21 protein-coding genes are annotated in these 26,499 nt (G+C 63.4%); 8 read left to right on the top strand and 13 right to left on the bottom strand.

From position 1 onward, the window contains the following. Nucleotides 1–61 precede the first annotated feature (61 nt). Nucleotides 62–2,512 carry a ComEC/Rec2 family competence protein gene (locus EJ074_RS02040; protein ID WP_129552747.1) on the top strand — a complete coding sequence of 817 codons (2,451 nt, stop codon included), beginning with the start codon at nt 62–64 and terminating at the stop codon, nt 2,510–2,512. On the opposite strand, the gene lexA is transcribed toward EJ074_RS02040, so the two are convergent. The 6 genes from lexA to EJ074_RS02070 form a co-directional block, all read right to left on the bottom strand. After that, the gene (gene lexA / locus EJ074_RS02045; protein WP_095805887.1) at nt 2,506–3,246 is read right to left on the bottom strand and encodes a transcriptional repressor LexA; all 741 of its coding nucleotides are present in this window, start codon (nt 3,244–3,246) and stop codon (nt 2,506–2,508) included. The two genes, EJ074_RS02040 and lexA, sit on opposite strands and share 7 nt — an antisense overlap. Nucleotides 3,247–3,363: 117 nt before the next feature. Next, the gene (gene glp, locus EJ074_RS02050) at nt 3,364–4,569 is read right to left on the bottom strand and encodes a gephyrin-like molybdotransferase Glp (RefSeq protein WP_129552748.1); all 1,206 of its coding nucleotides are present in this window, start codon (nt 4,567–4,569) and stop codon (nt 3,364–3,366) included. Further along, nucleotides 4,570–5,049: a cyclic pyranopterin monophosphate synthase MoaC gene (gene moaC / locus EJ074_RS02055; RefSeq protein ID WP_095805885.1), complete on the bottom strand. Its 480-nt coding sequence runs from the start codon at nt 5,047–5,049 to the stop codon at nt 4,570–4,572. 1 nt (nt 5,050) lies between these two features. Then, nucleotides 5,051–5,863 (bottom strand): indole-3-glycerol phosphate synthase TrpC, encoded by an 813-nt coding sequence (gene trpC / locus EJ074_RS02060; RefSeq protein ID WP_095805884.1) that lies wholly within the window; start codon nt 5,861–5,863, stop codon nt 5,051–5,053. Nucleotides 5,864–5,867: 4 nt separating this feature from the next. Next, entirely contained in the window at nt 5,868–6,878 is a 1,011-nt protein-coding gene (gene trpD, locus EJ074_RS02065; RefSeq protein WP_095805883.1) for an anthranilate phosphoribosyltransferase, read from the bottom strand. After that, nucleotides 6,875–8,767 (bottom strand): peptidyl-prolyl cis-trans isomerase, encoded by a 1,893-nt coding sequence (locus EJ074_RS02070; RefSeq protein ID WP_095805882.1) that lies wholly within the window; start codon nt 8,765–8,767, stop codon nt 6,875–6,877. Before EJ074_RS02070 ends, trpD begins: the two co-directional genes overlap by 4 nt. 143 nt (nt 8,768–8,910) lie before the next feature. Here EJ074_RS02070 and tpiA point away from each other — a divergent pair, with 143 nt between their 5' ends. The 5 genes from tpiA (at nt 8,911) to EJ074_RS02095 (ending at nt 14,147) form a co-directional block, all read left to right on the top strand. After that, nucleotides 8,911–9,678, top strand: coding sequence for a triose-phosphate isomerase (gene tpiA / locus EJ074_RS02075; protein WP_095806143.1), 768 nt, complete (start codon nt 8,911–8,913; stop codon nt 9,676–9,678). Between the two features lie 170 nt (nt 9,679–9,848). Continuing rightward, complete coding sequence (secG, locus tag EJ074_RS02080; RefSeq protein ID WP_095805881.1) at nt 9,849–10,373, top strand: preprotein translocase subunit SecG; 525 nt, start codon at nt 9,849–9,851, stop codon at nt 10,371–10,373. 211 nt (nt 10,374–10,584) lie between these two features. After that, the gene (locus tag EJ074_RS02085) at nt 10,585–11,694 is read left to right on the top strand and encodes a L,D-transpeptidase (protein WP_095806142.1); all 1,110 of its coding nucleotides are present in this window, start codon (nt 10,585–10,587) and stop codon (nt 11,692–11,694) included. A gap of 247 nt (nt 11,695–11,941) precedes the next feature. Continuing rightward, nucleotides 11,942–13,579 (top strand): CTP synthase, encoded by a 1,638-nt coding sequence (locus EJ074_RS02090; protein WP_129552749.1) that lies wholly within the window; start codon nt 11,942–11,944, stop codon nt 13,577–13,579. Between the two features lie 22 nt (nt 13,580–13,601). Continuing rightward, nucleotides 13,602–14,147, top strand: a complete 546-nt coding sequence (locus tag EJ074_RS02095; protein ID WP_095805879.1) for a DUF1697 domain-containing protein — start codon at nt 13,602–13,604, stop codon at nt 14,145–14,147. A 79-nt stretch (nt 14,148–14,226) separates the two neighbouring features. Here the strand turns inward: EJ074_RS02095 and EJ074_RS02105 are convergent, their stop codons facing one another. Then, the gene (locus EJ074_RS02105; protein ID WP_095805878.1) at nt 14,227–15,684 is read right to left on the bottom strand and encodes an NCS1 family nucleobase:cation symporter-1; all 1,458 of its coding nucleotides are present in this window, start codon (nt 15,682–15,684) and stop codon (nt 14,227–14,229) included. Nucleotides 15,685–15,999: 315 nt separating this feature from the next. Here EJ074_RS02105 and EJ074_RS02110 point away from each other — a divergent pair, with 315 nt between their 5' ends. After that, the gene (locus tag EJ074_RS02110; RefSeq protein WP_095805877.1) at nt 16,000–16,302 is read left to right on the top strand and encodes a DUF982 domain-containing protein; all 303 of its coding nucleotides are present in this window, start codon (nt 16,000–16,002) and stop codon (nt 16,300–16,302) included. 102 nt (nt 16,303–16,404) lie between these two features. On the opposite strand, the gene EJ074_RS02115 is transcribed toward EJ074_RS02110, so the two are convergent. The 4 genes from EJ074_RS02115 to EJ074_RS02130 all read right to left on the bottom strand — a co-directional run bounded on the left by EJ074_RS02115 (nt 16,405) and on the right by EJ074_RS02130 (nt 24,250). Next, on the bottom strand, nt 16,405–17,931 hold the full coding sequence (locus tag EJ074_RS02115; RefSeq protein WP_095805876.1) for an HlyD family type I secretion periplasmic adaptor subunit: 1,527 nt from the start codon (nt 17,929–17,931) through the stop codon (nt 16,405–16,407). Nucleotides 17,932–17,934: 3 nt separating this feature from the next. Then, a complete protein-coding gene (locus EJ074_RS02120; RefSeq protein WP_245420338.1) occupies nt 17,935–19,680 on the bottom strand; it encodes a type I secretion system permease/ATPase in 1,746 nt (581 codons plus the stop codon). Nucleotides 19,681–19,754: 74 nt separating this feature from the next. Beyond that, the gene (locus EJ074_RS02125; RefSeq protein ID WP_095805875.1) at nt 19,755–23,294 is read right to left on the bottom strand and encodes a DUF5801 repeats-in-toxin domain-containing protein; all 3,540 of its coding nucleotides are present in this window, start codon (nt 23,292–23,294) and stop codon (nt 19,755–19,757) included. Nucleotides 23,295–23,611: 317 nt separating this feature from the next. Continuing rightward, nucleotides 23,612–24,250, bottom strand: a complete 639-nt coding sequence (locus tag EJ074_RS02130; RefSeq protein ID WP_095805874.1) for a response regulator transcription factor — start codon at nt 24,248–24,250, stop codon at nt 23,612–23,614. Between the two features lie 265 nt (nt 24,251–24,515). On the opposite strand from EJ074_RS02130, the gene dusA reads away from it, so the two are divergent. Next, the gene (gene dusA, locus EJ074_RS02135) at nt 24,516–25,502 is read left to right on the top strand and encodes a tRNA dihydrouridine(20/20a) synthase DusA (protein WP_095805873.1); all 987 of its coding nucleotides are present in this window, start codon (nt 24,516–24,518) and stop codon (nt 25,500–25,502) included. 13 nt (nt 25,503–25,515) lie between these two features. Here the strand turns inward: dusA and EJ074_RS02140 are convergent, their stop codons facing one another. Both EJ074_RS02140 and EJ074_RS02145 read right to left on the bottom strand, forming a co-directional pair. Beyond that, nucleotides 25,516–26,220, bottom strand: a complete 705-nt coding sequence (locus EJ074_RS02140; protein ID WP_095805872.1) for a TIGR02281 family clan AA aspartic protease — start codon at nt 26,218–26,220, stop codon at nt 25,516–25,518. 13 nt (nt 26,221–26,233) lie between these two features. Beyond that, nucleotides 26,234–26,467 carry a DUF1289 domain-containing protein gene (locus EJ074_RS02145; RefSeq protein ID WP_095805871.1) on the bottom strand — a complete coding sequence of 78 codons (234 nt, stop codon included), beginning with the start codon at nt 26,465–26,467 and terminating at the stop codon, nt 26,234–26,236. Nucleotides 26,468–26,499 lie beyond the last annotated feature (32 nt).

Raw genomic sequence — 26,499 nt, forward strand, 5'->3', positions numbered from 1 at the left:
GGCTTTCGCGCGGACGGCGTTCATGTAGCATAGGAGGTCTGGGGCGCAAGGGGCAGGCCCGATGGCTGGACGTGGCCGGGGTGCGGAGGATGGCGGTGGGACGGCAGCTGGCGTCAGCGAACGCCTGCTGTTTGCCGGCACTGCGCCGATTGAAGCAGGACCGGTCTTGCTCCTGGAGCCGCGCCAGCCTGCGCAGATTGTTTCTCCCGACGGCACGGTCGACCGCCCTCCGCCGGCCACCATCGATCGCGTCCGCCGGCAGTTCCGCCGTGCCTCATTGTCCGCGTTCGGCCAAAGCGTCGCTGCCGCAGGCACGAAGGAGCTGGATCGCGGCATTGGCTTCCTGCTCGTGCCGGTTTTCCTTGCCGCCGGCGTGATCCTCTACTTCTCGCTGTCTACGGAACCAGATCTCTACAGGCCGCTGGCGACAGTCGCGCTTATGGCCGCCTGCGCCGCGGTTTCGCGCTCCTGGCCGAAGACGCATCTGCTCTTCATGGCCGCGCTGTTTTGCGCGGTCGGCTTTGTCGCTGCGAAGGTCGAGACTTTGCGAGCGGCAACGCCGATGCTCGGCGGCGAAATCCAGACAAGGCTGACAGGTCGCGTCGTCATCGCGGAGCCGATGGCCAATGGCCGCGTAAGGCTGACCATCGACCTGGTCTCAACCGCGCACCCGAAGCTGCGCTATGCACCCGACCGCGTCCGACTTTCGGCACGGCGGATCCCGCCAGGCTTGACGGCTGGATCGCTGGTGACGGGTTATGCACGCCTATTATCGCCAACAGGCCCCGTTCGCCCCGACAGCTACGACTTTTCCTTCGACAGCTATTTTTCTGGTATCGGCGCCAGCGGGTTTTTCCTGGGCGATCCGAAGGTTGTGACGGCAACGGAGGCACCGTTCGGCGCACGCACCGCGTCCGCAATAGAAAACGCGCGCGAGACCATTGCCGATCACATCAGAAGCACCGTCGGCGGTCCCGAAGGCGAGATCGCGGCGGCGCTGATCGTTGGCGTTCGCGCCGGCATTCCAGAAGACATCAACGAGGCGGTGCGAAGGACCGGCATCTACCACATCATCTCGATTTCGGGACTGCACATGGCGCTGGTCGCCGGCACGATCATGCTTTTGCTGCGCGGCGCCTTCGCGCTGCTTCCCGATTTCTCTTCCCGCCGGCCGGTCAAGAAATATGCTGCGGCGATCGCGCTGCTGTCGATTGCAGCCTATCTGGTCATTTCCGGCATCGTTGTGGCCGCCGAACGAAGCTTCATCATGCTGGCGGTGATGCTGGTTGCCGTTGTCTTCGACCGGGCGGCGCTGACCATGCGCAACCTGGCGATTTCGGCAATCGCGGTGATCGTGGTTTCGCCGCATGAAGTGGTCGGCCCAAGTTTTCAGATGTCGTTCGCCGCGACCGCCGCCCTTGTCGGCGCCTATGCCGGTTGGGCTGACTACCGCGCCGACAAAGTGAGAGCGCCACCGGCAAAGCGCTCGTTTCTCGGATACCTGTCCCGGAAGCTGGCGGTTGGCGTGGGCGGCGGCGCGATGACATCAATCATCGCCGGAAGCGCAACGGCGCTGTTTGCCATCTGGCATTTCCAGCGCGTATCGCCGCTCAGCCTGCTGGCCAATCTGGCAGTGATGCCGATCGTCTCGCTGGTTGTCATGCCGTTCGCGGTCTTCAGCGTGCTGATGATGCCGTTCGGCTTCGACGGGCCTTTCCTCTATGTGATGGGCAAAGGCCTGACGGCGATGGTCGCCATCTCGGGATGGTTTTCCGAACGTTCACCAGTGGATGCAGTGGGGTTGATCTCGATACAGTCTGTGCTGCTGGCGACGGTCGCGCTGGTCATCGCGACCATGGCGACCACCTGGCTCAGGCTCGGCGCCGTTCCCTTCGCGATTGCGGCCTTGTTGGCCATTCCGCATGTCCGTACCCCGGATGTGCTCATCTCCGAGGATGCGCATCTGGTTGCGATGCCGATCGGCGGCGGCGAACTCGCCATCAATCGAGCAAGCTCGAACGAGTTCATAACCGACAACTGGAAACGGGCGCTGCTGGCCGAAACGATCGTGCCGCCCGAGACATTCGCAAACGGGACGACGGACATCGCCGATCCTGTCGACCTGCCGCCGGGTTCGCCCTTCTATTGCACCGGCGACCTCTGCATCGGCCGGCATCCTTCCGGTGCGATCGTCGCGCTCGCAGAGAATCGCGACAGCGCCAAGCCGGCCTGCGGCTTCGCCGATCTCATCGTCATCAATGACGCCACGGCCTACAATCCTTGCCGGGATCCCCGAATCCTCGTCGTGACCAAGCGGCAATTGGCACGCGACGGAAGCGCTGCCGTCTTCTTCGACCCGCAATCGGCAACCGCGCGAGCCGAGATTCAGTATGCCGTCCACAGGCCCTATCGGCCCTGGCATGAGCAGCGAAAATACTCGCGCGAGGCAAGGGGGCTGCCGCCTTACAAGCGGCCCGAAAAGCCCGACGCCAAGCCACAAACCGCTCAGTAACGGCGGATCAGCCCGACGAGCCTGCCCTGAACCTTGACCCGGTCCGGCCCGAAGATGCGGGTCTCATAGGCCGGATTGGCGGCTTCCAGCGCAATCGAAGCGCCCTTGCGGCGGAAGCGCTTCAACGTCGCTTCCTCATCATCGACCAGCGCCACAACGATCTCACCGGGGCTCGCCGTATTGGCGTTGCGGATGATGACCGTATCGCCGTCGAAGATGCCGGCCTCGATCATCGAGTCGCCTTTGACTTCCAAGGCATAGTGCTCGCCGCCGGCGATCATGTCCGGCGGCACTGTGATCGAATGCGTCTGGTGCTGGATGGCGTCGATCGGCACACCGGCGGCGATACGGCCCATCACCGGAATGGACACCGCCGAAACAGCGTCATCGTCATTGCTGGGTGCGGGTGTGCGCGAGGGCGCCGCCGGCTTGATCTGCCGGCCGAGATTGCCTTGTCCGAGGCTTCCCTGGATGACGCTCGGCGAAAACTTCTTGGCGGCGTTGAGGCCGGGCGCGATCGAATCGGGCAGCCGCAGCACTTCGAGCGCGCGCGCCCGGTTCGGCAGCCGGCGTATGAAGCCGCGCTCTTCCAGCGCCGTGATCAGCCGATGGATGCCCGACTTCGAGGCAAGGTCGAGCGCCTCCTTCATCTCGTCGAAAGACGGCGGAATGCCGCTTTCCTTGAGCCGTTCATGGATGAACATCAGCAGTTCATGTTGTTTACGCGTCAGCATGGCGGCCCCCAACGGGTTCTGGAACCAGAATCGGAAAAACAAACCCAGAACAAACACTATCTGTTCCAGTTGTGTTCCGCAACCGTTTAAAGTTTAATGAATGTGTTGACGTTTTGTTCAGCGTAGCATCAGCACGCTGCATGCGGCGCCGGCTTCAGCTGCCGGCGCAAAAGGTTCGCGCACGATCAAGCCGTTGGCATCGGCCAGCATTCTCAGCATCGAGGAATCCTGGATGCCGAACGGAGTCGCAACCAACGCTCCGCGATCGTCGCGCACAACGGCACGCACATAGTCCTGCCTGACATCGTTGGCCCGCAATGCGGCGCCCAGCCGAGCCCTGCGAACGTCCTGGCTGAAGCTGCGGCCTGCGAGGCGCGCCAGAAGCGGCTTCACGAACAGCTGCGAGCAGACAAGGCTTGCGACCGGATTCCCAGGCAGGCCGATGCAGCGGGTATTGCCGAGGCGGCCGAACATCAATGGCTTGCCGGGCCGCATGGCGATTTTCCAGAAATCGAGCTGCATGCCTTCGCCGGTCAGCACGCCATGGATCAGATCGTGGTCGCCGACCGAGGCGCCGCCGAGCGTCACGATGACATCGGCGCCGGCCGCTACGGCCTTCCTGACCAGAGCTGCGATCGCTTCGTGCCGGTCCGCGGCGATGCCGAGGTCGAGCGCGCGTGCTCCAACCGATTGCGCCACGGCGGCGACACCATAGGCGTTGGACGAGATGATCTGGTCGGGTCCAAGTTCGCTGCCGGGCGGCTGCAATTCGTCGCCGGTGGCGATGATCGCGACCAGCGGCCGCCGGACGACATTGACATTTGCATGATTGGCAGATGCCGCGAGTGAAAGTGCTGCCGGATCGAGCAGGCGACCTTTCTCGAGCAGCATGTCGCCCTGGCCGAAGTCCAGTCCGCGGAGGCGGATATTGCGGCCCGCTTTGGTCGGTTCGGTCACCTCGATGCTGCCGCCACCGATGTCGCGCACGTTCTCCTGGATGACAATCGTGTCGGCGCCTTCGGGGACTGGTGCGCCCGTAAAGATCCGGACGGCCTCGCCCTGGCCGACTGACCCCGCGAAGCCGCGCCCGGCGGATGCCATGCCGATCACGGAGAGACGCGCCGGCACCGACGCCACATCCGCGGAGCGTGCGGCATAGCCGTCCATTGCGGAAGCATCGAAGGGCGGTTGGGTGCGCAGCGCCAGCACCGGCTCGGCCAGCACACGGCCTGCCGCATCGGCGAGCGGAACGCTTTCACCCGGCAGTGGCGCGGCGCCTTCCAGCAGGCGTTCGAGCGCCTCCGCGACTGGCACCAACGCCATTTAGGCACCTGCCTTGTAGTCGCCCGACTTGCCGCCAGTCTTCTCGACCAGCCGTATGCCGGAAATCACCATGGCGCGGTCGGCCGCCTTGGCCATGTCGTAGATAGTGAGGCAGGCGACCGATGCCGCGGTCAGCGCTTCCATCTCCACACCTGTCTTGCCGGTGACTCGGGCAAGCGCTGTGACCTTCAGGCCTGGAAGCGAACGGTCTGGCTCGATGTCGACGGCAACCTTGGTCAGAAGGAGCGGATGGCAGAGCGGCACAAGCTCATGCGTCTTCTTGGCCGCCATGATGCCGGCGATGCGGGCCGTGCCCAGCACATCGCCCTTCTTTGCGTCGCCGGCCAGGATCATGTCCAGGGTTTCGGGCCGCATGAAGACGAAGCCTTCGGCGATTGCCGTGCGTGTCGTCTCGGCCTTGTCGCCGACATCGACCATGTTGGCTTCGCCCTTGGCGCTCAGATGGGTGAGGGCGGCCATCTCAAACAGCCTCGGCAGGCGCCTTGCCGGTGAGCAACAGCTGCGTTGCCGCCGCCACGTCATCCTGCCGCATGAGGCTCTCGCCGACGAGGAAAGTGCCGATGCCGCTCTCTTCCATCCGACGGCAGTCCTGATGGGTGAAGATGCCGCTTTCGCTGACCAGCAGCCGCTCGGCCGGCACCATGGCTGCAAGCCGCTCGGATACCTCGAGGCTGGTCTCGAACGTCCTTAGGTTGCGATTGTTGATGCCGATCAGCCGGGACTTAAGCGCGAGCGCACGCTCCATTTCTTTTTCGTCATGCACCTCGACCAGGGCATCCATGCCAAGTCCGAAAGCCGTCGCTTCCAGTTCGCGGGCCAGCGCATCATCGACGCTTGCCATGATGATCAGGATCGCGTCGGCGCCCAAGGCGCGCGCCTCGTAGACCTGATAGGGATCGAACAGGAAATCCTTGCGCAGGGCAGGTAGCGCGACGGCCGCCCGTGCGGCGGTCAGAAATCCTGGCGCGCCCTGGAAGGACGGACCGTCGGTGAGCACCGAGAGGCAGGCCGCTCCGCCTTGCTGATAGGCCCTGGCGAGTGCGGGCGGGTCGAAGTCGGCCCGGATCAGACCCTTCGAGGGACTGGCCTTCTTGATCTCGGCAATCAGCGCGAAGCCACCGGCCTTCCGCCTCGCCTCGAGCGCCGCAAGGAAGCCGCGCGGCGGTTCGGCGCCGTTCGCCCTGGCCTGGATCTCGGCAAGCGGCACGGCCAGCTTCGCCGCTGCGATCTCCTCGCGCTTGTATGCCTCGATCTTGCGCAGAATGTCGGACAAGGTTCTAACCGTTCGAAATCTCGACGAGCTTGTCGAGCACCGCAAGGGCCCGGCCGCTGTCGATGGCTTGTGCGGCGGCCGCAATGCCGTCGGCGAGCGTCGTCGCCTTGCCCGCCACCACTAGGCCGGCGCCGGCATTCATCAGCACGGTGTCGCGATAGGCGCCGGCCGCGCCACCCAGCATATCGCGCAGCGCCTTGGCGTTGTAGGCCGCATCGCCGCCGCGCAGCTCTTCCTTCGCGTGCCGCTTCAGGCCCATTGCTTCGGGGGTGAGGGTGAAAGTGCGGATTTCACTGCCGGCAAGCTCGGCCACCTGCGTCTCGCCGGTGGTGGTGATCTCGTCATAGCCGTCGCCATGGACCACCCAGGCATGCTCGGCGCCAAGCGCCTTCAGTGTCTCGGCCACCGGCACGATCCATTCCGGCAGGAAGACGCCCACCATCTGGCGGCTGACGCCGGCCGGGTTCGACAGCGGCCCGAGCAGGTTGAAGATGGTGCGCGTGCCGAGCTCGACCCGCGTCGGCCCGACATGCTTCATCGCCGGATGGTGCGCGGGCGCGAACATGAAGCCGACGCCCGCCTCCTGGATGCAGCGGCCGATCGTCTCCGGCGAAATATCGATCTTGACGCCAAGCGCCATCAGCACATCGGCTGCGCCGGTCAACGAAGAGAGGCCGCGATTGCCGTGCTTGGCGACCGGAACCCCTGCCGCCGCGATGACGAAGGCGGAGCCGGTCGAGATGTTGACGCTGTGCGAATTGTCGCCGCCGGTGCCGACGATGTCGATCGCGCCCTGCGGGGCTTCGACGCGCAGCATCTTGGCGCGCATGGTGGCGACCGCGCCGGAGATCTCGCTTACCGTCTCGCCGCGCACGCGCAATGCCATCAAGAATCCGCCGATCTGCCCCGGCGTCGCATCGCCCGACATGATGATGTCGAAAGCCTCGCGCGCCTCCTCGAAGGAAAGCGCGCTGCCGGAGGCGACCTTGGCTATGTGTGTCTTCAGAGCGCTCATCGTGTCTGTGCTTGGGAAACGGCGGCCGGGTCGATGCGAACGTCATATTGCGACTGCAGTTGCGCGACCAGTTGGTCGAGCAGGTCGTCGGACATGCCGGCGGCGAAGGATTTCTGCGCGTCTTCCGGGACCGAACTGCCATCCGCGCCCGCCGGCTCGAAGACTTCGGCGACCTTGAACAAGATCTGACCATCGCCGGTTGGCGATGGGATCAGACCGGTACCGCCTTCGCCGACGCCGAACATCGCGGCGGCACCTTCCTTGCCGAAATCGGCATCGTCGGCATCCCGCTTCAAGCCCCGCTTGGTTTGCTTCTCGAGCTTCAGCTCGCCGGCGATGACGTCGAGCGTCGTTCCGGCCTTGAGGCGCTTCTCCAACTCCTGCGCCCTGGCGTCGAGACGCTTGTCGGTCTCGGCGGCGGTCCAGTCCGCCGCCACCTTCTGGCGGACCTCGTCCAGCGTGCGGTCGCGCGCCGGAGTGATCGACTGCACCTCGTAGAACACGAAGCCGTTGTCGGCGGTGGTCAGGCCCTCGTTCTCGGTGTTCGGCTCGGCCGCAAAGACCGACTTGATAAGTTCGGCCGATTCCGGGAGATCGTTGACGATCGTGCCGTCGGGCCGCTGCCCGGTGCGGTCGATGGCGTCGACGGTGACGACCTTGAGCTTCAGCTTTTCTGCGGCCTGGGCGAGCGTGGCACCCGAGGCGCGGGTGTCCTCGTAGCTGTCATGCACGTCGAGCAGGATGCGGCTTGCCTCGCCCAGCGCCAGATCCTTGCGGATCTGTTCGGACACTTCGGAAAGCGGCTTGATCACCTGCGGCTTGACCTCGGTGACGCGCAGCAGCACCGGGCCGAAGGCGCCCTGAACCACCGGGCTGACCTCATTGACGTTGAGCGAGAAAGCGGCGTCGGCGACAGCCTTGTCAGCGATCTTGTCCTTGGCCAGCGTGCCGAGCAATGTGTCGGCCGGGGTCTTGCCTTCGGCGGTGACGATCTTGTCGAAGGTGGCGCCGGCCTTCAGCGAATCATATGCCGCTTTCGCCGCATCCGGCGTCTTGAACACCAGCTGTTCGATGGTGCGCATTTCGGGCGTCGTATAGCGAGCCTTGTTCTTGTTGTAGTCGTCAGCGACCTGCTGGTCGGTCACCGCCGTGGGGTCCATGATGTCCTGCGGCTCCAGGCGGGCATAGGAGAACTTGCGGTATTCCGGCGCCGCATAGTTCTTCTTGTTGGCTTCGAAATAGGCCTTCAACGCGCTGTCGGACGGCGCCTGGATCGGCTGCACCAGCGTCTTCGGCAGCACGAGATAGTCGATCGTGCGGTCTTCGCCGCGATAGAGAGCAACCGCCTTCAGGAAGGTCTGCGGCGCCTTGAGCCCGTCAGAAATCGCCTCGACGATCTGCTGGCGCACGGCGACCTGCGAGCGGTTCTTGAGGTAGTCCTCCGGGCGCATGCCCACCTGATGAAGCAGGTACTCGAAAGTCCTGCGGTCGAATTCCCCGCTGGGGCCCCTGAAGGCCGGATCCTCACGCGTCAGCGCCGCCAGCCGGTCCTTGGAAAGGCCAAGCCCGAGCTTGCGCGCCTGCTCGTCAAGCACGGCGCCCGAGACCAGTTGCGCCAGCACCTGGTTGTCGATGCCGAGGAGCTTGGCCTGCTCCTGGGTGATGCGCTGGCCATATTGCTGCGACAGCATGTTGATCTGGCGATCGTAGGCGAGGCGGTACTCGTTGATCGAGACGGTCGTGCCGCCGGCGGTGATCACGGAATGGTGGCCGGCCAAAGTTCCCGACAGGCGTCCGGAAATGCCCCAGACGGCAAAGCTGATGACCAGCAGGGACAGCAACGCCTTCGCGACCCAGGTGCCCGCCGCGTTTCTCAATACACTAAGCATGCCTACTTCCGATTTATGCGCATTTTCGCCTGCGCCGAGTCTGAAACAAGCGCAATAGCGCCCTTACGGTCCACTGTCGATTGCTTTGTGGCCTGATTTTGGTAGTGAGGGCGCTGCCTTTCATCGCCTGGAGAACCGACGCCATGACCCCTGGAATCCGCCCGCTCGTTGCCGGCAACTGGAAAATGAACGGCACCAGCGCCTCGCTCAACGAATTGCGGATGATCGGCAACGGTTTCATGAGCGGGCTCGACGCGGAGACGGAATCGTTGGTCTGTGTTCCGGCAACCTTGCTTCACCAAGCCGCCGAAATCCTTTCGCGCACGCCGGTCCGAGCCGGCGGCGAAGATTGCCATTCCAAGGAGAGCGGCGCCTTTACGGGCGAGATTTCGGCCGAGATGTTGAAGGACGCCGGCGCCAGCCACGTCATCGTCGGTCATTCGGAGCGCCGCGAGCAATTCGGCGAGGACGACGCGACCGTCCACGCCAAGGCATCCGCCGCATGGAGGGCAGGGCTGACCGCGATCATCTGCATCGGCGAGACGAGAGCCGAACGCGAAGCCGGCTCCACGCTCGAGGTCTTGTCGCGTCAGCTGGCCGGGTCGGTGCCGCCGAGCGCCACCGCTGCAAACACCGTCGTTGCCTATGAGCCGGTCTGGGCGATCGGCACCGGCCTGACGCCGACGGCCGCCGACGTCGCCGAGGCGCATGCGCATATTCGCGCGAAGCTCGCCGAACTGCTCGGCGACACGGCGACGAAGATGCGCATTCTCTATGGCGGCTCGGTCAAGCCGTCCAACGCGGCGGAACTGCTGGGCGTCGAGAATGTGGACGGGGCCCTGGTCGGCGGCGCCAGCCTCAAGGCCTCGGACTTTCTCGCCATCGCCGAAGCCTATATGCATCTCTCATAGCCGCTGGCGCTCATCCGCGGAGCCAAGCGCTCCGCCGAAATCCTTGCAATGACCGGATTGCTTCTCATATTCCGGCCACGGGCTTGGAAATGCCACCAAAGCATTGTAAGGAGCCGCCTCCAAATCACCGGTCGTATGCGCGGCCGCGCAAGGCCTCGCCAGGATAAATTATGGAAACCGTACTGATCGTCATCCACCTCATGGTCGTGCTCGCCCTTGTCGGCGTGGTGCTGCTGCAGCGCTCCGAGGGCGGCGGCCTGGGCATTGGCGGCGGTTCCGGTTTCATGACGGCGCGGGGCGCCGCCAATGCGCTGACCCGCGCCACGGCGATCCTGGCGGCGGCCTTCTTCGTCACCTCGCTGGCGCTGTCGATACTGGCTCGCTACGGCGAGAAGCCGATCGACATCCTCGACCGCGCTCCGGCCTCCACCTCGGATAATGCCGGCAAGGGCGTGCTCAACCAGCTGCCGGGGGCAAACGGTCCGGTGGGCAGCTCGCAGCCCGCAGTGCCGGCCGGCGGCACCCCGCCGGCAGCTCCGTCTGGTGGCGCGACCACTACGACTCCGCTTTCGAATGGCGCCGCCACGACCGCCCCGGCGCCTGCTCCCGCCACGCCGGCCCCCGCGAATCCCGCCGCGCCGCCGGCCGCGAACGGCGTGACGTTGCCGGTCACCCCGCAGGTTCCGAACCAGTAGTCGGCAAGCATTGCTGCCGCGATCTGTTGTCGTTTGAACACAGTCGCGGCAAATGCCGCTCTATCACGAAGATTCAACCAAGCGTCGCGCTTTCCTTAGCTTGAGAGGCCACCGGCTAATCGACTATAGATTGCGCGCGGCACATTCGGCGTCCTTGGGGGGCGCCGGGCGCCGCCGTGGGCAACAAGCATTGAACGATCGGATCTTCGCCATGCAGCTTCGCAGCTTCATTCTTTTGGGATTCTGTGCCGTGTTCGGCATGGGGTCCGCGGCCTTTGCCTCGCCGGCAAACCTGGCCACCTCGCCATCATTCGAAACGACTGATGCCATCAAAGTCGCCGTCAAGAGCGATGCATCGCAGCTGAAGCTCCTCAAGAAGAAGAAAAACCCAACCGCGGACGACCTCGCCCAGATCAGCAAGCTCGAGGCCAAGATCGCGGCCGACAAGGAAGCCGCCAAGGTCAAGGCGCTGGAAGCCCGCAAGCTGGCGATGCGCGAGGCGGCGAAGGCCAAGGCGGACGCGGCTCGTCAGGAATGGCTTGCCAAGAAGGGCTCGGCAGCGCAGGTCGCCGACGCCAAGCCGGTCAAGAAGACCACCAAGATCATCGAGTCGCTCGAGCCCGCAGCGCCGATCCAGACGGACGAGCCGCTCTCGGCGGAGGCGATGAACATCGCAGCCACGGGCAACAATGGCGAGCTGCGCAGCGAACAGCCCGGGCAGAAGCAGTCGAGCGGTCGCGGACTGTTTGCCGGCCTGTTCGGTGGCTCGTCGGTGTCTTCGATCAACTATCTGCCCGAGACCCGTGCGCTGGATTCCGCGCTCGCCAAAAAGGACGCCAAGAGACCTTTCAAGGTGAAGCCGGAATATGTGCCGCAGGAGGTCACCTTCTCAGGCTATGATCCGGGCACGATCGTCATCGACACCAATGCCCGTCGTCTCTATCTCGTCGAGAGCTATTCGACTGCGCGCCGCTACGCCATCGCAGTGGGCCGCGAGGGATTGCAGTTCAAGGGCACGGTGGCCGTCGGCGACAAGCAGGAATGGCCGCGCTGGATCCCGACGCTCGACATGCAGAAGCGCGAGCCGAAGCACTATGGCCAGTACAAGGACGGCATGCCCGGCGGCGGCGAGAACCCGCTCGGCGCGCGCGCCATCTACCTCTATGACGGCAAGAAGGACACGCATCTGCGCATCCACGGCACCATTGCGCCGCAGTCGATCGGAACCAGCGCCTCCAATGGCTGCTTCCGCATGATCAACGAGCACGTCATGGATCTGTACAGCCGGGTCAAGGTCGGCACCAAGGTCGTCATCATCTGACGCGTTCGGGCAGAATGCCGAAAGGGCCGGCATCGCCGGCCCTTTTGTTTTGATCCCGGCGCGGCGCTGACGGATCCAGCGACGCGCTTTCGAACCTTTGTTCGCATGCATGTCGTTCGCCCAAAACCGCTGTGCGATTTGGGCGACGCGCTTCTGGGAAAAGCCCATCACGGGCATCGGTGCCATTTGGGAAAAAGCCTTCGCGGCGGTTTTTTCTCTGGCGGAATCAATCAGGCCGCGTTAAGCGATGACTCCCATGGCGCGATATGTATTCATCACAGGCGGCGTGGTTTCCTCCCTCGGAAAAGGCATCGCCGCAGCAGCTCTTGGGGCTCTTCTGCAGGCGCGAGGCTATCGCGCACGGATCAAGAAGCTCGATCCCTATCTCAATGTCGATCCCGGAACGATGTCGCCGTATCAGCATGGCGAAGTGTTCGTCACCGACGATGGCGCCGAAACCGATCTCGATCTCGGCCATTACGAGCGCTTCACCGGCCGCTCGGCCAACCAGCAGGACAACATCACCACCGGCCGCATCTACAAGAACATCATCGAGCGCGAGCGCCGCGGCGACTATCTCGGCGCCACCGTACAGGTGATCCCGCACGTCACCGACGAGATCAAGCATTTCGTCCTCGACGGTAATGACGACTACGACTTCGTGCTTTGCGAGATCGGCGGTACGGTCGGCGACATCGAGGCGATGCCGTTCCTGGAGGCGATTCGCCAGCTCGGCAACGATCTGCCGCGCAACAACGCCGTCTATGTGCACCTGACGCTGATGCCCTACATCCCGACCGCGGGTGAATTGAAGACCAAGCCGACGCAGCATTCGGTGAAGGAACTGCGCGGCATCGGCATTGCGCCCGACATTTTGCTGGTGCGCGCCGACCGGCCGATTCCCAAGGAAGAGCGCAGAAAGCTTTCGCTGTTCTGCAACGTGCGCGAAAGCGCCGTCATCCAGGCGCTGGACGTGCCGCATATCTATGACGTGCCGATGGCCTACCATAAGGAAGGGCTCGATTCGGAAGTGCTGGCCGCCTTCGGCATCGACCCGGCGCCGAAGCCGCGCATGGAGCCCTGGCAGGCGCTTTCCAACCGCATCCACAATCCGGAAGGCGAGGTGACCATCGCCATCGTCGGCAAGTATACCGGCCTCAAGGATGCCTATAAATCGCTGATCGAGGCACTTTCGCATGGCGGCCTGGCCAATCGCGTCAAGGTCAAGCTCGACTGGATCGAGAGCGAGATCTTCGAAAAGGAAGATCCCACACCGTGGCTGGAGAAGGTGCACGGCATTCTCGTTCCCGGCGGCTTCGGCGAGCGTGGCTCGGAGGGCAAGATCCTGGCCGCGAAATTCGCGCGCGAGCGCAGGGTGCCCTACTTCGGCATCTGCTTCGGCATGCAGATGGCCTGCATCGAGGCGGCGCGGTCGCTGGCCGGCGTCGACCACGCGTCGTCTACGGAGTTCGGTCCGAGCGAGGAGCCGGTCGTGGGCCTGATGACCGAATGGCTGAAGGGCAACATGCTGGAAAAGCGCAAGGCGAGCGGCGACCTCGGCGGCACGATGCGGCTGGGCGCCTATCAGGCCGAGCTAGCCAAGGGCTCGAAGATTGCCGAGATCTACGGCGACACCCAGATTTCGGAGCGTCACCGGCACCGGTACGAGGTCAATATCGACTACAAGCAGCGGCTGGAAGACTGCGGCCTGGTGTTCGCCGGCATCTCGCCCGACGGCGTGCTGCCGGAAACGATCGAATACCCGGACCATCCCTGGTTCATCGGCGTGCAATATCACCCTGAGTTGAAGAGCCGGCCGCTCGAACCGCACCCGCTGTTCGCGAGCTTCATTTCGGCGGCGGTGGAACAGTCGCGGCTGGTTTGACCGACCGGCTGGTGGACCGGCGATGCAGACCTATGTCGCGCTGCTTTACAGCATTGTCCTCGGCGAGGGACGGCGCGTCGTCATGACCGACCTCAAGACGATGGCTGAGGAGCTCGGGCTGAAGAATGTCCGCACCCTTGTGGCGACGGGCAATCTGGTCTTCGAGACGCGGGCGAGCAGGATTTCCAACCTCGAGCAGCGGCTGGAAAAGGCCTTCGAAAAGAGTTTCGGCCGCCATGTCGACATCATCGTACGCGGCGCCGAGGACTGGCTGAAGCTCGCGGCCGGCAATCCGTTCCCGGCCGAATCGGCGGAAGCCGCTGACCAAGTCGCGGTGCGGGTGATGCGCGAGCCGGTTACTGAAGCGAGTATCGCAATGCTGCAGCCCCGTGCCGCCGATGACGAGAAAGTGCGTTTGGTCGGCGGCGACGTCTGGGTGGTGTTTTCGCGCGAGAGGCCGAGCTCAAGGCTTCTTGCGGCAACCAATCACAAGCGTCTTGGGATCGGCACCTCGCGCAACTGGAACACCGTGCGAAAGCTGGCCGAGATGGTAGGCAGTAGGCAGTAGGCAGTAGGCAGTAGGCAGTAGGCAGTAGGCAGTAGGGAGTATTCTCTTTTGCCTAGGTCCTACTGCCCGCCGCCTTATTTCAGGCCTTCGCCATCCGCGCCCCGGCACCGAGCGCCATGGTGCGCAGCACGTAGTAGACGGCGCCCGCGATCGCCACGCCGAAGAACCAGCCATAGACGCCCCACCAAGACGGCAGCCAGTTGGTGAAGTTGGGAAGGATCGAGGAGAAGATCGCGCCAACGCCAGCCGCGATGAAAGCATTGACGTGCCAGCCGCCCTGGAAGCGGAACTCGCCGTCTTCCCGGTAGAGCGCCGCGACGTCGACCTCGCTTTTGCGGATCAGATAGTAGTCGACCATCATCACCCCGAAGATCGGCCCCATTGTCGCGCCGATGATGTTGACGAAGGAAGCCGCACTGCCTTCCCACGGCGCGAAGGGGTAGAGCACAAGCGCAATAAGTGCCGCGATGTAGCCGCCCTTCTTGAAGTCGATCTGGCGCGGGAAGACGTTGGAGAAGTCGAAGGCCGGCGAGACGAAGTTCGCCACCACGTTGATGCCGAGCGTGGCCACCGCAAAGGTCAGCGCCGCAAGAGCCGCCAGGAACCAGCTGTCGAACTTGGCCGAGATCTGGTCGGGATGGAGCAGCACCTCGTGGTAGACGTCGTAGGCGGCAATGGTGGTGACGCCGGCGACCAGCGAGAACAGGATGAGGTTGACCGGCAGGCCCCAGATGTTGCCCTTGCGCAGCGCCGCATTGTCGGGCGCGTAGCGGGCAAAGTCGCAGAAGTTCAGGTAGAGCGCCGAGAAGTAGGTCACCCAGATCGCCGCCACGGCGAACAGCGCCGTCCATGAACCCGGTTCGCCCGGCACGCCGGCATCCTTGGTCTTTTCGAGCAGCACATCCATCGGAATGTCACTGGTGAAGGCGAAGGTGCCCGCCTTGAGGCAGAGATAGATCGCCAGAATCAGCATCATCACCCAGACGGCCGGACCCGCCCAGTCCTGGAAGCGGCGCACCGTTTCCATGCCTTTCTGGATGATCAGCAGTTGCAGCGCCCAGATGACGACGAAGCAGATCACTTCCAGGGTGGAATGGCCAAGAAGATGGGAGCTTTGGTTGAACTCGTTGAACCATTGCAGGCGGGTCAGCAGAGCCACGATCGCGCCGGAGGCCGCGGCCGTTTGCGCCCCGTACCAGAAGCAGGCGACGACGGCGCGCACCAGCGCCGGGATGTTCGCGCCCCAGATGCCGAAGGAGGCGCGGGCAAGCACGGGGTAGGGCACGCCGGTCTTCACGCCGGCATAGCCGACGAGGTTCATCAGGAAATAGATGATGAGCGAGCCGATGCCGATGGCGATGATGAAGTTGACGAAGCCGCCGCAGAACAGAAACAGACTCGCCGCCAGGTAATAGCCCCAGAGGCTGTGCACGTCGGAGGTCCAGACGTTGAAGATGGAGAACGGTCCCCAGTTCCTGACCGTTGCAGGAGCCAGATCCTCGTTGTAGAGGTCGGGCGAAGCGCCTTGTATGGTCATTGCAAGTGTCCCCTTTTGCAAAACGCGCCGTCACGCGTTAACTGAGGAGGGTAAGCCTGACGCTGGGGAACCGGCAAGCAATCCATTTGCCGGCTTTGACCTTAAAGACATTCAACGAGAATCGCGCTTCTCGTCGGCCTCAAACAGGGATCGCCTTGACGACTCACCCTGACGGTTTGAGGCAAACTGATCTGCCGGTCGGCGATCTTCACGGATCGTCGAATTTTTGCAGCAGGGCGAATTTTTTTGGGAACCAAAGCGTTCGGTGCGCGTTTGAAGTGGTTCGACTGCGTTGCGGTCGACCGGGAGGATAGTATGGATCGCTTGCATTTCTTTACCCCAGTGCGGATCGCGCGTGGGCAGGGATACCCCGTGGAGGAAGTCGACAGTGTCTCCGAAGCCATGGTGTTCCTGCGGAAGTGGCCGGCAGGCAGGCGCGGACCGGTTTATCAATGCGCCCTGAATTGCTGCTCGGCGGCAATGTCCGGCAACATGTCGGCGGAGGAGGCCAGAAAGGCCTTCGTCGGCTTTGCCCGCATCACCCGGCTGCTCGACGACGAGATGGCAATGCCGCTTGGTGGCGCTTCGATGGACAATGTCTACGCGCTGAGACGCTGACATCGCTCCAAAGGCGCTCCGGCTCCTGACGAGGTCGGACACCGCATCGATAGAGCGCCGGCTCTAGGGTCGGCGGCAGGTAGTCTGCGCCTCCGCGCCGCCCTAATTTTCCCGGAACGTACGCGTGAGGGAGGCCTCCACTGGTGCCAGCATATAGTCGAGCAATGTGTGCTCGCCCGTCAGGATCATGACCTCGGCCGGCATGCCGGGGGACAAGCGGATATCATGCAGCTGTGCGAGATCGGCCGGGTAGACCTTGACCTTGGCGAGGAAATAGGGCTCGCCGGTTTTCTCGTCGGTCAGCCGGTCGGCCGACACTGAAGTGAGCAGGCCATGGATCTGCGGCAGATGCCTGGTCGGATAGGCTGTCAGAACCACGCGGGCCGGCATGTTCGGATGCACCACGTCGATATCGGCCGGCCTGATGCGTGAATCGATGACCAAATTGGGCTGGTTGGGCACGATATCGAGGAGCGGCTGGCCGCTGGCGATCACGCCCGATTCGGTCGTCACGCGCAGGTTCATCACCGTTCCGGCGATCGGCGCGACGATGTCCGTCCTGACCAGCACGTCCTCGCGCGAGGGCAACTGGCTGCGCAGTTCGGCGAGATCGCCGCGCGCCTTGGCAAGATCCTCATTGGCTCTCTCGCTGTCCTGCTGGCGCAGGTTGAGGAGCTGGAACTCGGTCTCGCCGATCTGCTGGTCGTTGCGCGCCACTTGTGCGCGGTTCTCTGCCTGATTGGCGCGGATATCGGCCTGGGCGCGTTGCAGCGCCAGTATCCGGGGCAGGCGTTCGAGACCCTTCTTGTACATCACCTTGGCAGAGGCAATCTCCTGCTCGATCAGGCCGAGCTGCTCGGCCTGAGCGGCGAGCACTTCCCGCGATCCCGTGCTTTGCTCCTGGATCTGCGCAATGCGCTTTTCAAGGATTCGCGTGCGCCCTGCACGGGTAGCGAGCCGGCTGGCGAGCAGCGCCTGCTCCTCAACGACAACCTTTCGCGCCAAATCGCTGTCAATTGACGTTAGTTCCTTAGGGAAAGCGATCTGGGTCTGGCCGGAAAGCTCGGCGACAAGGCGGGCCTCGGTCGCCAGAAGACGGACGTAATGTGTCTGCAATTCGTCGTAGCGGCCTCGAGCCTGGGTGGTCTTCAAACTAATCAGGACTTGGCCAGCGCCGACCCTGTCGCCTTCCTTGACATAGATCTTGCCGATGATGCCGCCCTCCAGATGCTGAACGGTCTTACGGTAGCCTTCCGGGCTGACGATGCCATTAGCCACAACTGCGCTCGCCAAGAGGGCAACGCTGGACCACACCGCGACGCCGCCGACGAAAACGATGGACGAGACGTAGCCCAGCATGCGCGCGGGTCGCGTCCGCCGGTTCAGGTCGCGCCTGCTGACTTGGAGGGCAGGTGTCCGTCGCCGGACCAGCCCTGCCACCAGGAGCAGGAGCATCGCCCCGGCAGCTGCCGTCATGGCGATTTGTGCTGGTTGAACCTGCCCGTCAAACCAGATCGATACCTCCGCGATTAGATCCCTGGCGCCGGTAGTGAGCGTTTCCCCCAGTCCTCGCACGCTGTCCGCCAGCCCGTCGAGCATCGTCGAGAAGTCACCAGATCGAACGCCCATGGCTCACTCCGCTGCCTTCAGGTCTCTTGGCTCGTTGGCGGCAACCTTTTCCCGTATGACGGCCGGCCCCGGGATACGTCTGGCCTGTCCGTTGAGCGCGCTCAGCACCTCCTCGCGCGTGCCGAACATCGAGACGGATCCGTCGCGGAGCAGAACGATATGGTCGGCCGTGTGCAGAAGATTGGTCCGATGGCTGACGATAACGACTGTACGGCCTCGCCGCTTCAGCTGCTGGAGCACGTTGAAGAGCGCCACCTCTCCTTCGCCGTCAAGCCCGGTGTTCGGTTCGTCGAGAACGATCAGCGGCGGATCGCCGAACAGAGCCCGGGCCAATGCGATGCGCTGGCACTGGCCACGGGAAATCCGTGTCGCGTGCGGCCCGACTTCGGTGCGGTAGCCGCTCGGCAGCCGCAGAATCATCTCGTGGATGCCGGCAAGCTGCGCCGCGGCGATCACCGCTTCGCTATCGACGTCGCGCAAACGCGCAATGTTCTCGGCAATCGTTCCGGGAAACAGTTCGACCTGTTGCGGCAGATAGCCGACATACTGGCCCAACTGGTCCGAAGCCCAAGTCCAGACCTCGGCACCGTCAAGCCTGACATGGCCGAACGACGGCCGCAGCGCGCCGACAATGAGACGGCAGAGCGTGGTCTTGCCGGAACCGGACGGTCCAATCACGCCGCAGGTCTGCCCGGGCTCAACGCCGAAGTCTATCCGGCTTATAAGCGGCTGCGACGTGCCCGGCGCGCGGTAGTGCAAATCCTCGAGCTTCAGCCCGCCCTGCGGGCGCGGTAGGGTCACGCCAGCGTTTTGCACGGAAACGGTCTCGGCGAAGAGTCTCATCAGGTTGCGGCGGGCGGCCCGCGCGCTGACTAGGCTGCGCCATGCGCCGATCGAGCGCTCGATCGGCGCCAGGGCGCGGCTGAGCAGTATGGAGGCGGCGATCATCGAGCCCGCCGTGAGTTCGCGGCGCAGGACGAGATAGGCGCCGAGCCCCAGCACGGCCACCTGAAGCGCAAGGCGCAGTGAGCGCGACAGGCTGCTTATGATGGTGGTGCGCCGGAAAAGCCGACCCTGGAGCTCCATCAGCGACTGCTGGTTTTCCTCCCAGCGCCGCAGTGCCGGCTCGGACATGCCGAGCGAGCGCAATGTCTCGGACGCCTCGATATATTGGCCTACGGCGGCCTGGCTGCGGCGCAACCCCGCGGCCGCTTCCTGGCCTTTGCGGCGGGTGAAGAAGTCATTGGCGAGCGCAGCGCCGAACAAGAATATCGCGCCGGCAATGCCGACCGCGCCCAATACCGGATGCAGCAGCCACATGAAGGCCAGGAATACCGGCGTCCATGGCGCGTCGAGAAAGGTCAGAATGCCGTCGCCGGCGACGAAACCGCGGAGATCCCCGAGATCCTTGAGGCCGCCCTCTATGCCGTTGCCGGCGAGGCGCGCTTCCATGCCGCGCTCGATCACGGGAACGCTGAGCTGGTCGTCCAGCCACTGGCTTATATATGCCAGCATCATTCGGCGGGCGTGTTCCAGAAGGCCATAGACGACAATGGCGCCGATAACGGCAAGGGTGAGCCACAGCAGCGTATCGATCGAGCCGCTCGACAGCACCCTGTCGTAGATCTGCAGCATGTAGACGGTGCTGGCGAGCAGGAGGACATTGGCGAGCAGGCTGAAGAGGAGTAGGGCTGGCGCCTGATGGCGCGCCAGATGCATTACCTCCTGGAAGGTCGGTCTTGCCTGCATCACGGATCCCCCCGATTGCGATTTTGGTGTACCCGGACGGGCGCCCACAACAAGGGCGCCCGGCCGCTGTCACGTCAGACAATGCCGTCCGCGACATCCAGGTGGATCGTAAACGTATCCGAAGCGCTGTCGTTATCGCCGTCAGACAGATGGGCCGTGAAGTCCAGGTCGAGGGGATCGGGATTAATCGGCTGCTCGATGCTGAACTGGATGACCGGGATCTTGACGGTGCCTACACCCATGGTGAGTTGGATCGCCTCGATCTGCTTGGAGCCGCCGTCGATCACGAAATACTTGCCGCCCTCCGCAACATCCGGGATGAGTGGGTCGTGACGCGGAGCGTCGTTCAGCATGGGTAGCGTCACTTCGATCGGACCGCTGACAGTCCCATCAGTGTAGTAGGCGATGTAGTAAAGATCCTCTGTGGCCGGGGTGTAGCCACCCACGGAATTGTCGATATAGACCGTGACCTTGTCGACGTCCTGCTCAGGATTGACCACGAAGCTCTCGTCGCCCGAGGTGATGGTGGTGTTGGGGAACGCTGGAGTCCCTCCGCTCACGCCATCGAGGTTGTTGTTGTTGATGCCAATGCCTGAGGTAGACACGTTCATCTTGAATGAACTGTTGATCAGGCTCGTGGCGCTGAGTGCTTCAAGCTGCGCTTCGGTCAGATCCGGATCTGGCTGGACAAGATCCTCGATGTCATTCGGGTCGCTGCCAACGCTTCCGTTCTCCAGGGGAGCGGTCGGAACGGCGCCGAAGAAGATGACGTCGTGCGAGGGCCCATCCGGCGGGAATTGCAGCGTCTGCACAGCGTCCGGCCCGCCGGCCTTCAGCGATCCCTCTGAGGTATCGAAATTTTCGATGGTTGGGGGTAGCTGCGTCACCGCCAGGGCATAGGTGTTCGCGACTGGATCGAAGGTCAGCGTGAAGTTGACAGTATCGTCAACGTTATCGCCGTTGAAGTCGTCCGTGATCGACCCTGTGAAGCTGTAGGCCCCTGTCTGCGTCAGAGAGGCGCCTGACGGTACTGTGCCATTGGCGTCGATCTCATAACTGTCCAGCGTCACGCTGAGCAGGTTGAATCCATCGGCGCCGGGGTCGTGAGTCCAGGTGCCGTGGGCACCGCTGTCATAGTCACCGCCTGCGGCGGCGTCCGCTACTGCAATTGTGGGTCCGTCGTCCTGGAACACCACTGCATCGCCGATGCCGGTCGAACTGGTCGCGGTATCGCCGTCACCGTCGGTGACCGTGACCACCGCCAGCAACGCGCCGTCGGTAATGTTCACCGATTCGTCGTAGCTGCCGCCCGGGGTCGGATGAAGGATCGAAGCATATTGCGCCACGCTGACGACCCCGGTGGTGCTGTTGATCGCGACGGCGAACGCCGCCGCCCCCGCGGCCCCGCCAATGCGGCCGACCACAAGGTTGCCTTCCTTGAACAGGAAGATGCTTACGCCAGCGGTGGTGTCGAGGCCGGAATCGACGCCTGCGGCGGACACCGCCAGCGAGAATGCCGTCGTCCCGCCCTCCTGGTCGGCGCCGAGCGAGCTTCCGGTGGAGCTCACGACCGCGTTCGGATCCTGCGCATAACCGGCTGGGCTCAAATCGGTGCTGACATTGGCGACACCCGCGAACAGGCTGACCACTCCTGCGGCAGTGGTGTCATCGGCATCTGCGTCATTGCCCGCCGTCTCGTCATGCGTCACCGTCGCGGCAAGCTGGACGATCGCTGCCGTCGGCCCATCGTCCTGGAACTGCACGGCATCGCCGATGCCGGTCGAACTGGTCGCGGTATCGTTGTCGCGGTCAGTGACCGTGACCACCGCCCGCAGCGCGCTGTCGGTGATGCTCACTGACTCGTCGTAACTGCCGCCCGGAGTCGGATGATGGATCGAAGCGTATTGCGCCACGCTGACGACCCCGGTGGTGCTGTTGATGGCCACCGCGAAGGCTGCCTGCCCTCCGGCTCCGCCGATGCGGCCGACCACCAGGTTACCTTCCTTGAACAGGAAGATGCTTACGCCCGCGGTCGTATCGAGGCCTGAATCAACTCCTGAGGCGGACACATCCAGCGAGAATGCTATCGTTCCGCCATCTGTGCCCGTGGAACTCCCGGTTGAACTCACGACCGCGCTTGCGTCCTGTGCGTACCCGGTTGGGCTCAGATCGGTGCTGACATTGCTGACACCGGCGAACAGACTGATAACGCCCGCGGCGGTGGTGTCGTCGGCATCGCCCTGATTGCCGGCGGTCTCGTCATGGGCCACTGTGGGGGCGCCTTGCACGATGCCTGCCGTCGGCCCATCGTCCTCGATGACGATCTGTTGGCCGACGAAGGTCGAGGAGCCGCTGGATGTCACGATACCGAAACCGCCAATGTCGAAAGTATTGTTGTCATTGGTGGCATCGGTATCCGCGTTGCTGATGTTTTCGATCAGCACGCGGTCGTGGGTAGAGGTCGTCGTCCACGTCACCTTATCGCCGGTGCTCAGGCCGGTGATCGTCAACGTACCGTCGGCGTTGACCGTGGCAACCGGAGTAAATTGCGTATTGCCTGTCTTGACGACGAAGTCGGTGACCGAGGCCGATGTGATGTTGACTTGGGTGTCGTTGGTGAGCCCGTCGACAAAATTCACCCCCGGCTCCGCGGCGGTGGTGAAGGCCGTGATCTTGACGGTGACGGGTCCGACGCCCGGATTGGTTTGGTTGACGGTGAACGACGCCCCGGTTGCATTGACGACGTTCGTGAAGGCGATGTTGGCTTCGACGTCGGCCTCGTTCTGGTCCAGATTGGGCACGAGGAAGTTCGTGTCCGCGCCCGTGACGTAGGTGATGAACGCGCCTTCGTTGGGGTTGATCTGGTTGCCGTTGACGCCGAACGAGGTGGTGCTTCCGGCCTGGCTGATGTTGAGCACATCCTTGGTCGTGATGTTCCCGCCCTGGGATTGATTGAGCGGGTTTTTCCCAATCACCACGATCTGGGTGGAGTTTGGATCGCCGAAGGTCATGAACAAGTTGCTGCCCGACGGTGCCCCGGCAAAGCCGAAGTTCAGCGTCTCGCTCGCCGCGAGCTTGAGGGTGTTGCCGAGATCGACCGCGTCATCCGGGTCGGTGCTGTTGTTATGGAAGATCGGAACGTAGGTGACGATATGGAAGGTAACCTGGTCGCTGGTCGCGCCGGCGTTCACCACGTCCTGCTTGAAGATGACGAAGGCGATCGCGTCGGCGCTGCCGTTGCCATCGCTGTCGTATCTGCCGATCACGGTGTCGTTCCCATCAGCGAAGAGCAGGATATCCTTGCCGTCGGCTGTGTTGAGCAGGCTGTCGTCGCCGTTGAGGGCGCCACCGTTGCTGTCGGTGAACGTGGTGCCGGCGAGCTGTGAACCAGAGGTAGCGTTGACGGTGACCGAGTTCGTCTTGGTCGCGACGCCGACATTGGTCGGGAACGCGGGGTTTAACCCCAGGGTGGTCTCCAGATAAGTCCGGAACGCTGCTGAGAGAGAAGTGTACGCCACGTCGGTGTCGGTAAAGCCGTCGGCGCCGTCCGCGGTTTGCAAACCAGCAGTCTGATCGTTGACGGCTTCGTCGTTGAGAATGAAGGTGATAGCCATTGTTGTGCTCCCCATCGAATGACTGGCCGGTCGCTCAAATTCCCCCTTGAGGTGCGCCCGCGCTCAAGATCGGTCCTGAGTGGTCCATGCACGGAGCGTCGCGCACTGAATGCGGCCTTGATCCTCTATTGTTCTGTCGGGGAAGCGGGCGCGTCCATTCACGGTTGGATAGTATTTCGATCAATGCCGTGCCTGATCGAACGGTATATATCCTTCGATATTGTCGGCTTGCGCAGGTCGGTGATCCGGGTGGATCGCCAGGCAAGACTCCAGTAATGGCTTGATTGAGCTTGGCGACCCAGGGAAGGGGCGATCGATCAGATCAGATCTGTTGCCGTGTGGCCGGCGCTCTTGCGGTGCGCCGCCCAGGCCAGTTCCGCACGGCTGCCGAGGTTGAGCTTGGTGTAGACATGATGCAGATGCATCTTCACCGTGCCTTCGGACACATGCAGTTGCTTGGCAATGGTCTTGTTGCGCAAGCCGCGCGAGACGAGGTCGGCGATTTCGGTCTCGCGCCCCGTAAGCCTCGATGTCGTCTGAGGTTGCGCCCGCGGCATGAGCAGATGCTGGACGATCTTGTTGTCGATCCACCTCTTGCCGCTGGCCACCGCGTTGACGCAATCGAGAAGAAAGCGATTGCTTATGCCGTCGAACAGCAGCCCGTCGACGTCGAGCGCCCGTATTTCCTCAACGTTGAGGCCGCTGCTGGGCTGCAGGATGAAGATTATGCCGATACCGCTATGGCTGGCCCTCAACGTGGCGGAGAGACTCGTCGTTTGCGGGTCCGCAATGTCCAGGCCGAGGATAGCAATATCGGGCCGGTGGCGTGCCACAGGGGGAAGCACGTCAACAACGCGATGACACTCGGCGACAACGTCGTGTCCGGCCTTACGCAACACCCAGCCCAGACCGGCGAGATACACGCCGCGCGGGTCCGCGACAACCACCGTCGACATGCGAACACCGTCCGTAGAAAACGCAACGAACTTTGGGTAAACCGCCCCACACAGCTCACGATATGAGCACAAAAAGTTTACTCCAACTTGTGGAAAATTCAACGCGAACTATTGATTTCCTGAAAAATGCGTGAGGCAGAAATGGTCCCTTGGGTGTGAGACCTTTGTCCCAGCTCAAGGGAAACTGTCTGAAAACAAACGAGAATATGATAGGTCAGGCGCCTGGTCGTTGACCGGGAGGCGCTGGGAAAGAACTTTGAAGCCGATGCAGACTACGCTTGCCATAGCACCCATGATGGACTGGACAGACCGGCATTGCCGGTTCTTCCACCGTCAGTTGACGCGCCGCGCGCTGCTCTACACCGAGATGGTGGTGGCGGACGCGGTCATTCATGGTGCGCGCCAGCGGCTGCTTGGATTCGACGATGCGGAGCATCCGGTGGCGCTGCAACTCGGCGGCTCCGACGCGGGAAAACTGGCCGAGGCGGCGGCGATCGGCGAGGGCTTTGGCTATGACGAGATCAATCTCAATGTCGGCTGTCCGTCGGATCGCGTCCAGTCGGGCACGTTCGGCGCCTGCCTGATGAAGACGCCGGCGCTGGTTGCCGAATGCGTCGCGGCGATGAAGGCGGCGGTGAAAATCCCCGTCACGGTGAAATGCCGCATCGGCGTCGACGACCAGGATCCCGAACCTGCGCTCGATATGCTCGCCGACGGCGTTTTCGCGGCGGGTGCCGATGCGCTTTGGGTCCACGCCCGCAAGGCGTGGCTGGAGGGGCTGAGCCCGAAGGAAAACCGCGAGATCCCACCGCTCGATTATCCGCGCGTCTATCGTCTGAAGGACAGAAAGCCTAACGAATTCATCGGCATCAATGGCGGTATTCAAACGCTGGAAGAAGTTTCGATGCATCTCGGCCATGTCGATGGTGCCATGCTCGGCCGCGCCGCCTACCATACGCCGGGCGTGCTTGCCGGTATCGATGCCGCGTTCTACGGCGAGGCGTCCGTCGCGTTCGATTATGCAGCGCTGATCGAGGCCATGGCCGGTTACGCGGCACGGCATATCGAGGCAGGCGGCAGGCTCGGCCATGTCACGCGCCATATGGTCGGGCTATTCCATGGCCTGCCGGGCGCGCGCCGCTATCGGCAGATCCTGTCCACCGATGCGACCAGGCCGGGTGCCGGGCCGCAGGTGCTCAAGAAAGCCTTCGCGGCGATCGATTCTGCGGCGGCGGAAGCCGAGGCCGCCTGAGGCAAATCGGGAGTCAGTCCCGCAGGATCATTCGGTCGCCGCGCACGTCGAAACCCGACAGCGAGCCGATGAAATTCATGCCGAGCAGGCTTCGCTCCAGCATGCCGGGTGCGGCAATCATGACCGGCATGCCTTTGCGCACGATGCCACCGATCGCCAGTTCGTCGGTCTTGACGGTGGCGGCGCGCGCCATGCCATTGGCGGTGGATACCAGCGTGGTGAAATCAAGCGCCGCCGGGTTGAACCCGACCGCCTGGGCGTCCTCGGCCGTCAGCACCGTGGTGGTCGCGCCGGTGTCGACCACTGCCCGCACAGGGGTGCCATTGATCAGGACGCGGGCTTCGAAATGGCCGTTGTCGGCCTTCTCGAGGGCGACCGTGGCGCGGCCATTGTCCACCCCGAGCGCCAGAGGACTGCCGGGAACCAAACCAGCGGTGACGCGGCTGGCCACATCCTGCAACTCATAGCGGTATTGATAGCCGGCGATCAGGGCCAGCACGATAGCCGCCCAGACGCCGAGACTGCGCGCCATGTCGCCCAGCGGCCTGCCCGAACGCAGAAAGCTGGCGCCGATCAGCGTGCCGAGCGCACCAAGCCAGATCAGCCGGCCGAAATCGTCGTTGGCGAACCCCAGGGTACGGCCGGACGAATCATTGAGCATCAGCAGCACCACCGCGATGCCGATCACTGCCATCACGATCCAGAACAGCCGGTTCATGATGCGTCCCGTGTCATGACAGAGCGTCGCGCTCACGCGCCATGCGGGCGCGCCGCGTTTCCCGGCGCGGCCTCCGCTCGACGGTTTCGAGCCTGGCCGGCAGATCGGCCAGGACCGCTCGCCGGCTTTCCGGGGTCATCGCGATCCAGCCGGCGATTTCATCGCGCGTGCGGCCGCAACCGAAGCAGAAGCCAGTTTTCATGTCGATCGAACAGACCAGGATGCAGGGAGACTCGATGGCGCTCATGCTTTGCTCGCGGCTTCACTCCACATGGTGCA

It is taken from the genome of Mesorhizobium sp. M3A.F.Ca.ET.080.04.2.1 (genome assembly GCF_003952525.1).
Taxonomy (GTDB): Bacteria; Pseudomonadota; Alphaproteobacteria; order Rhizobiales; family Rhizobiaceae; genus Mesorhizobium.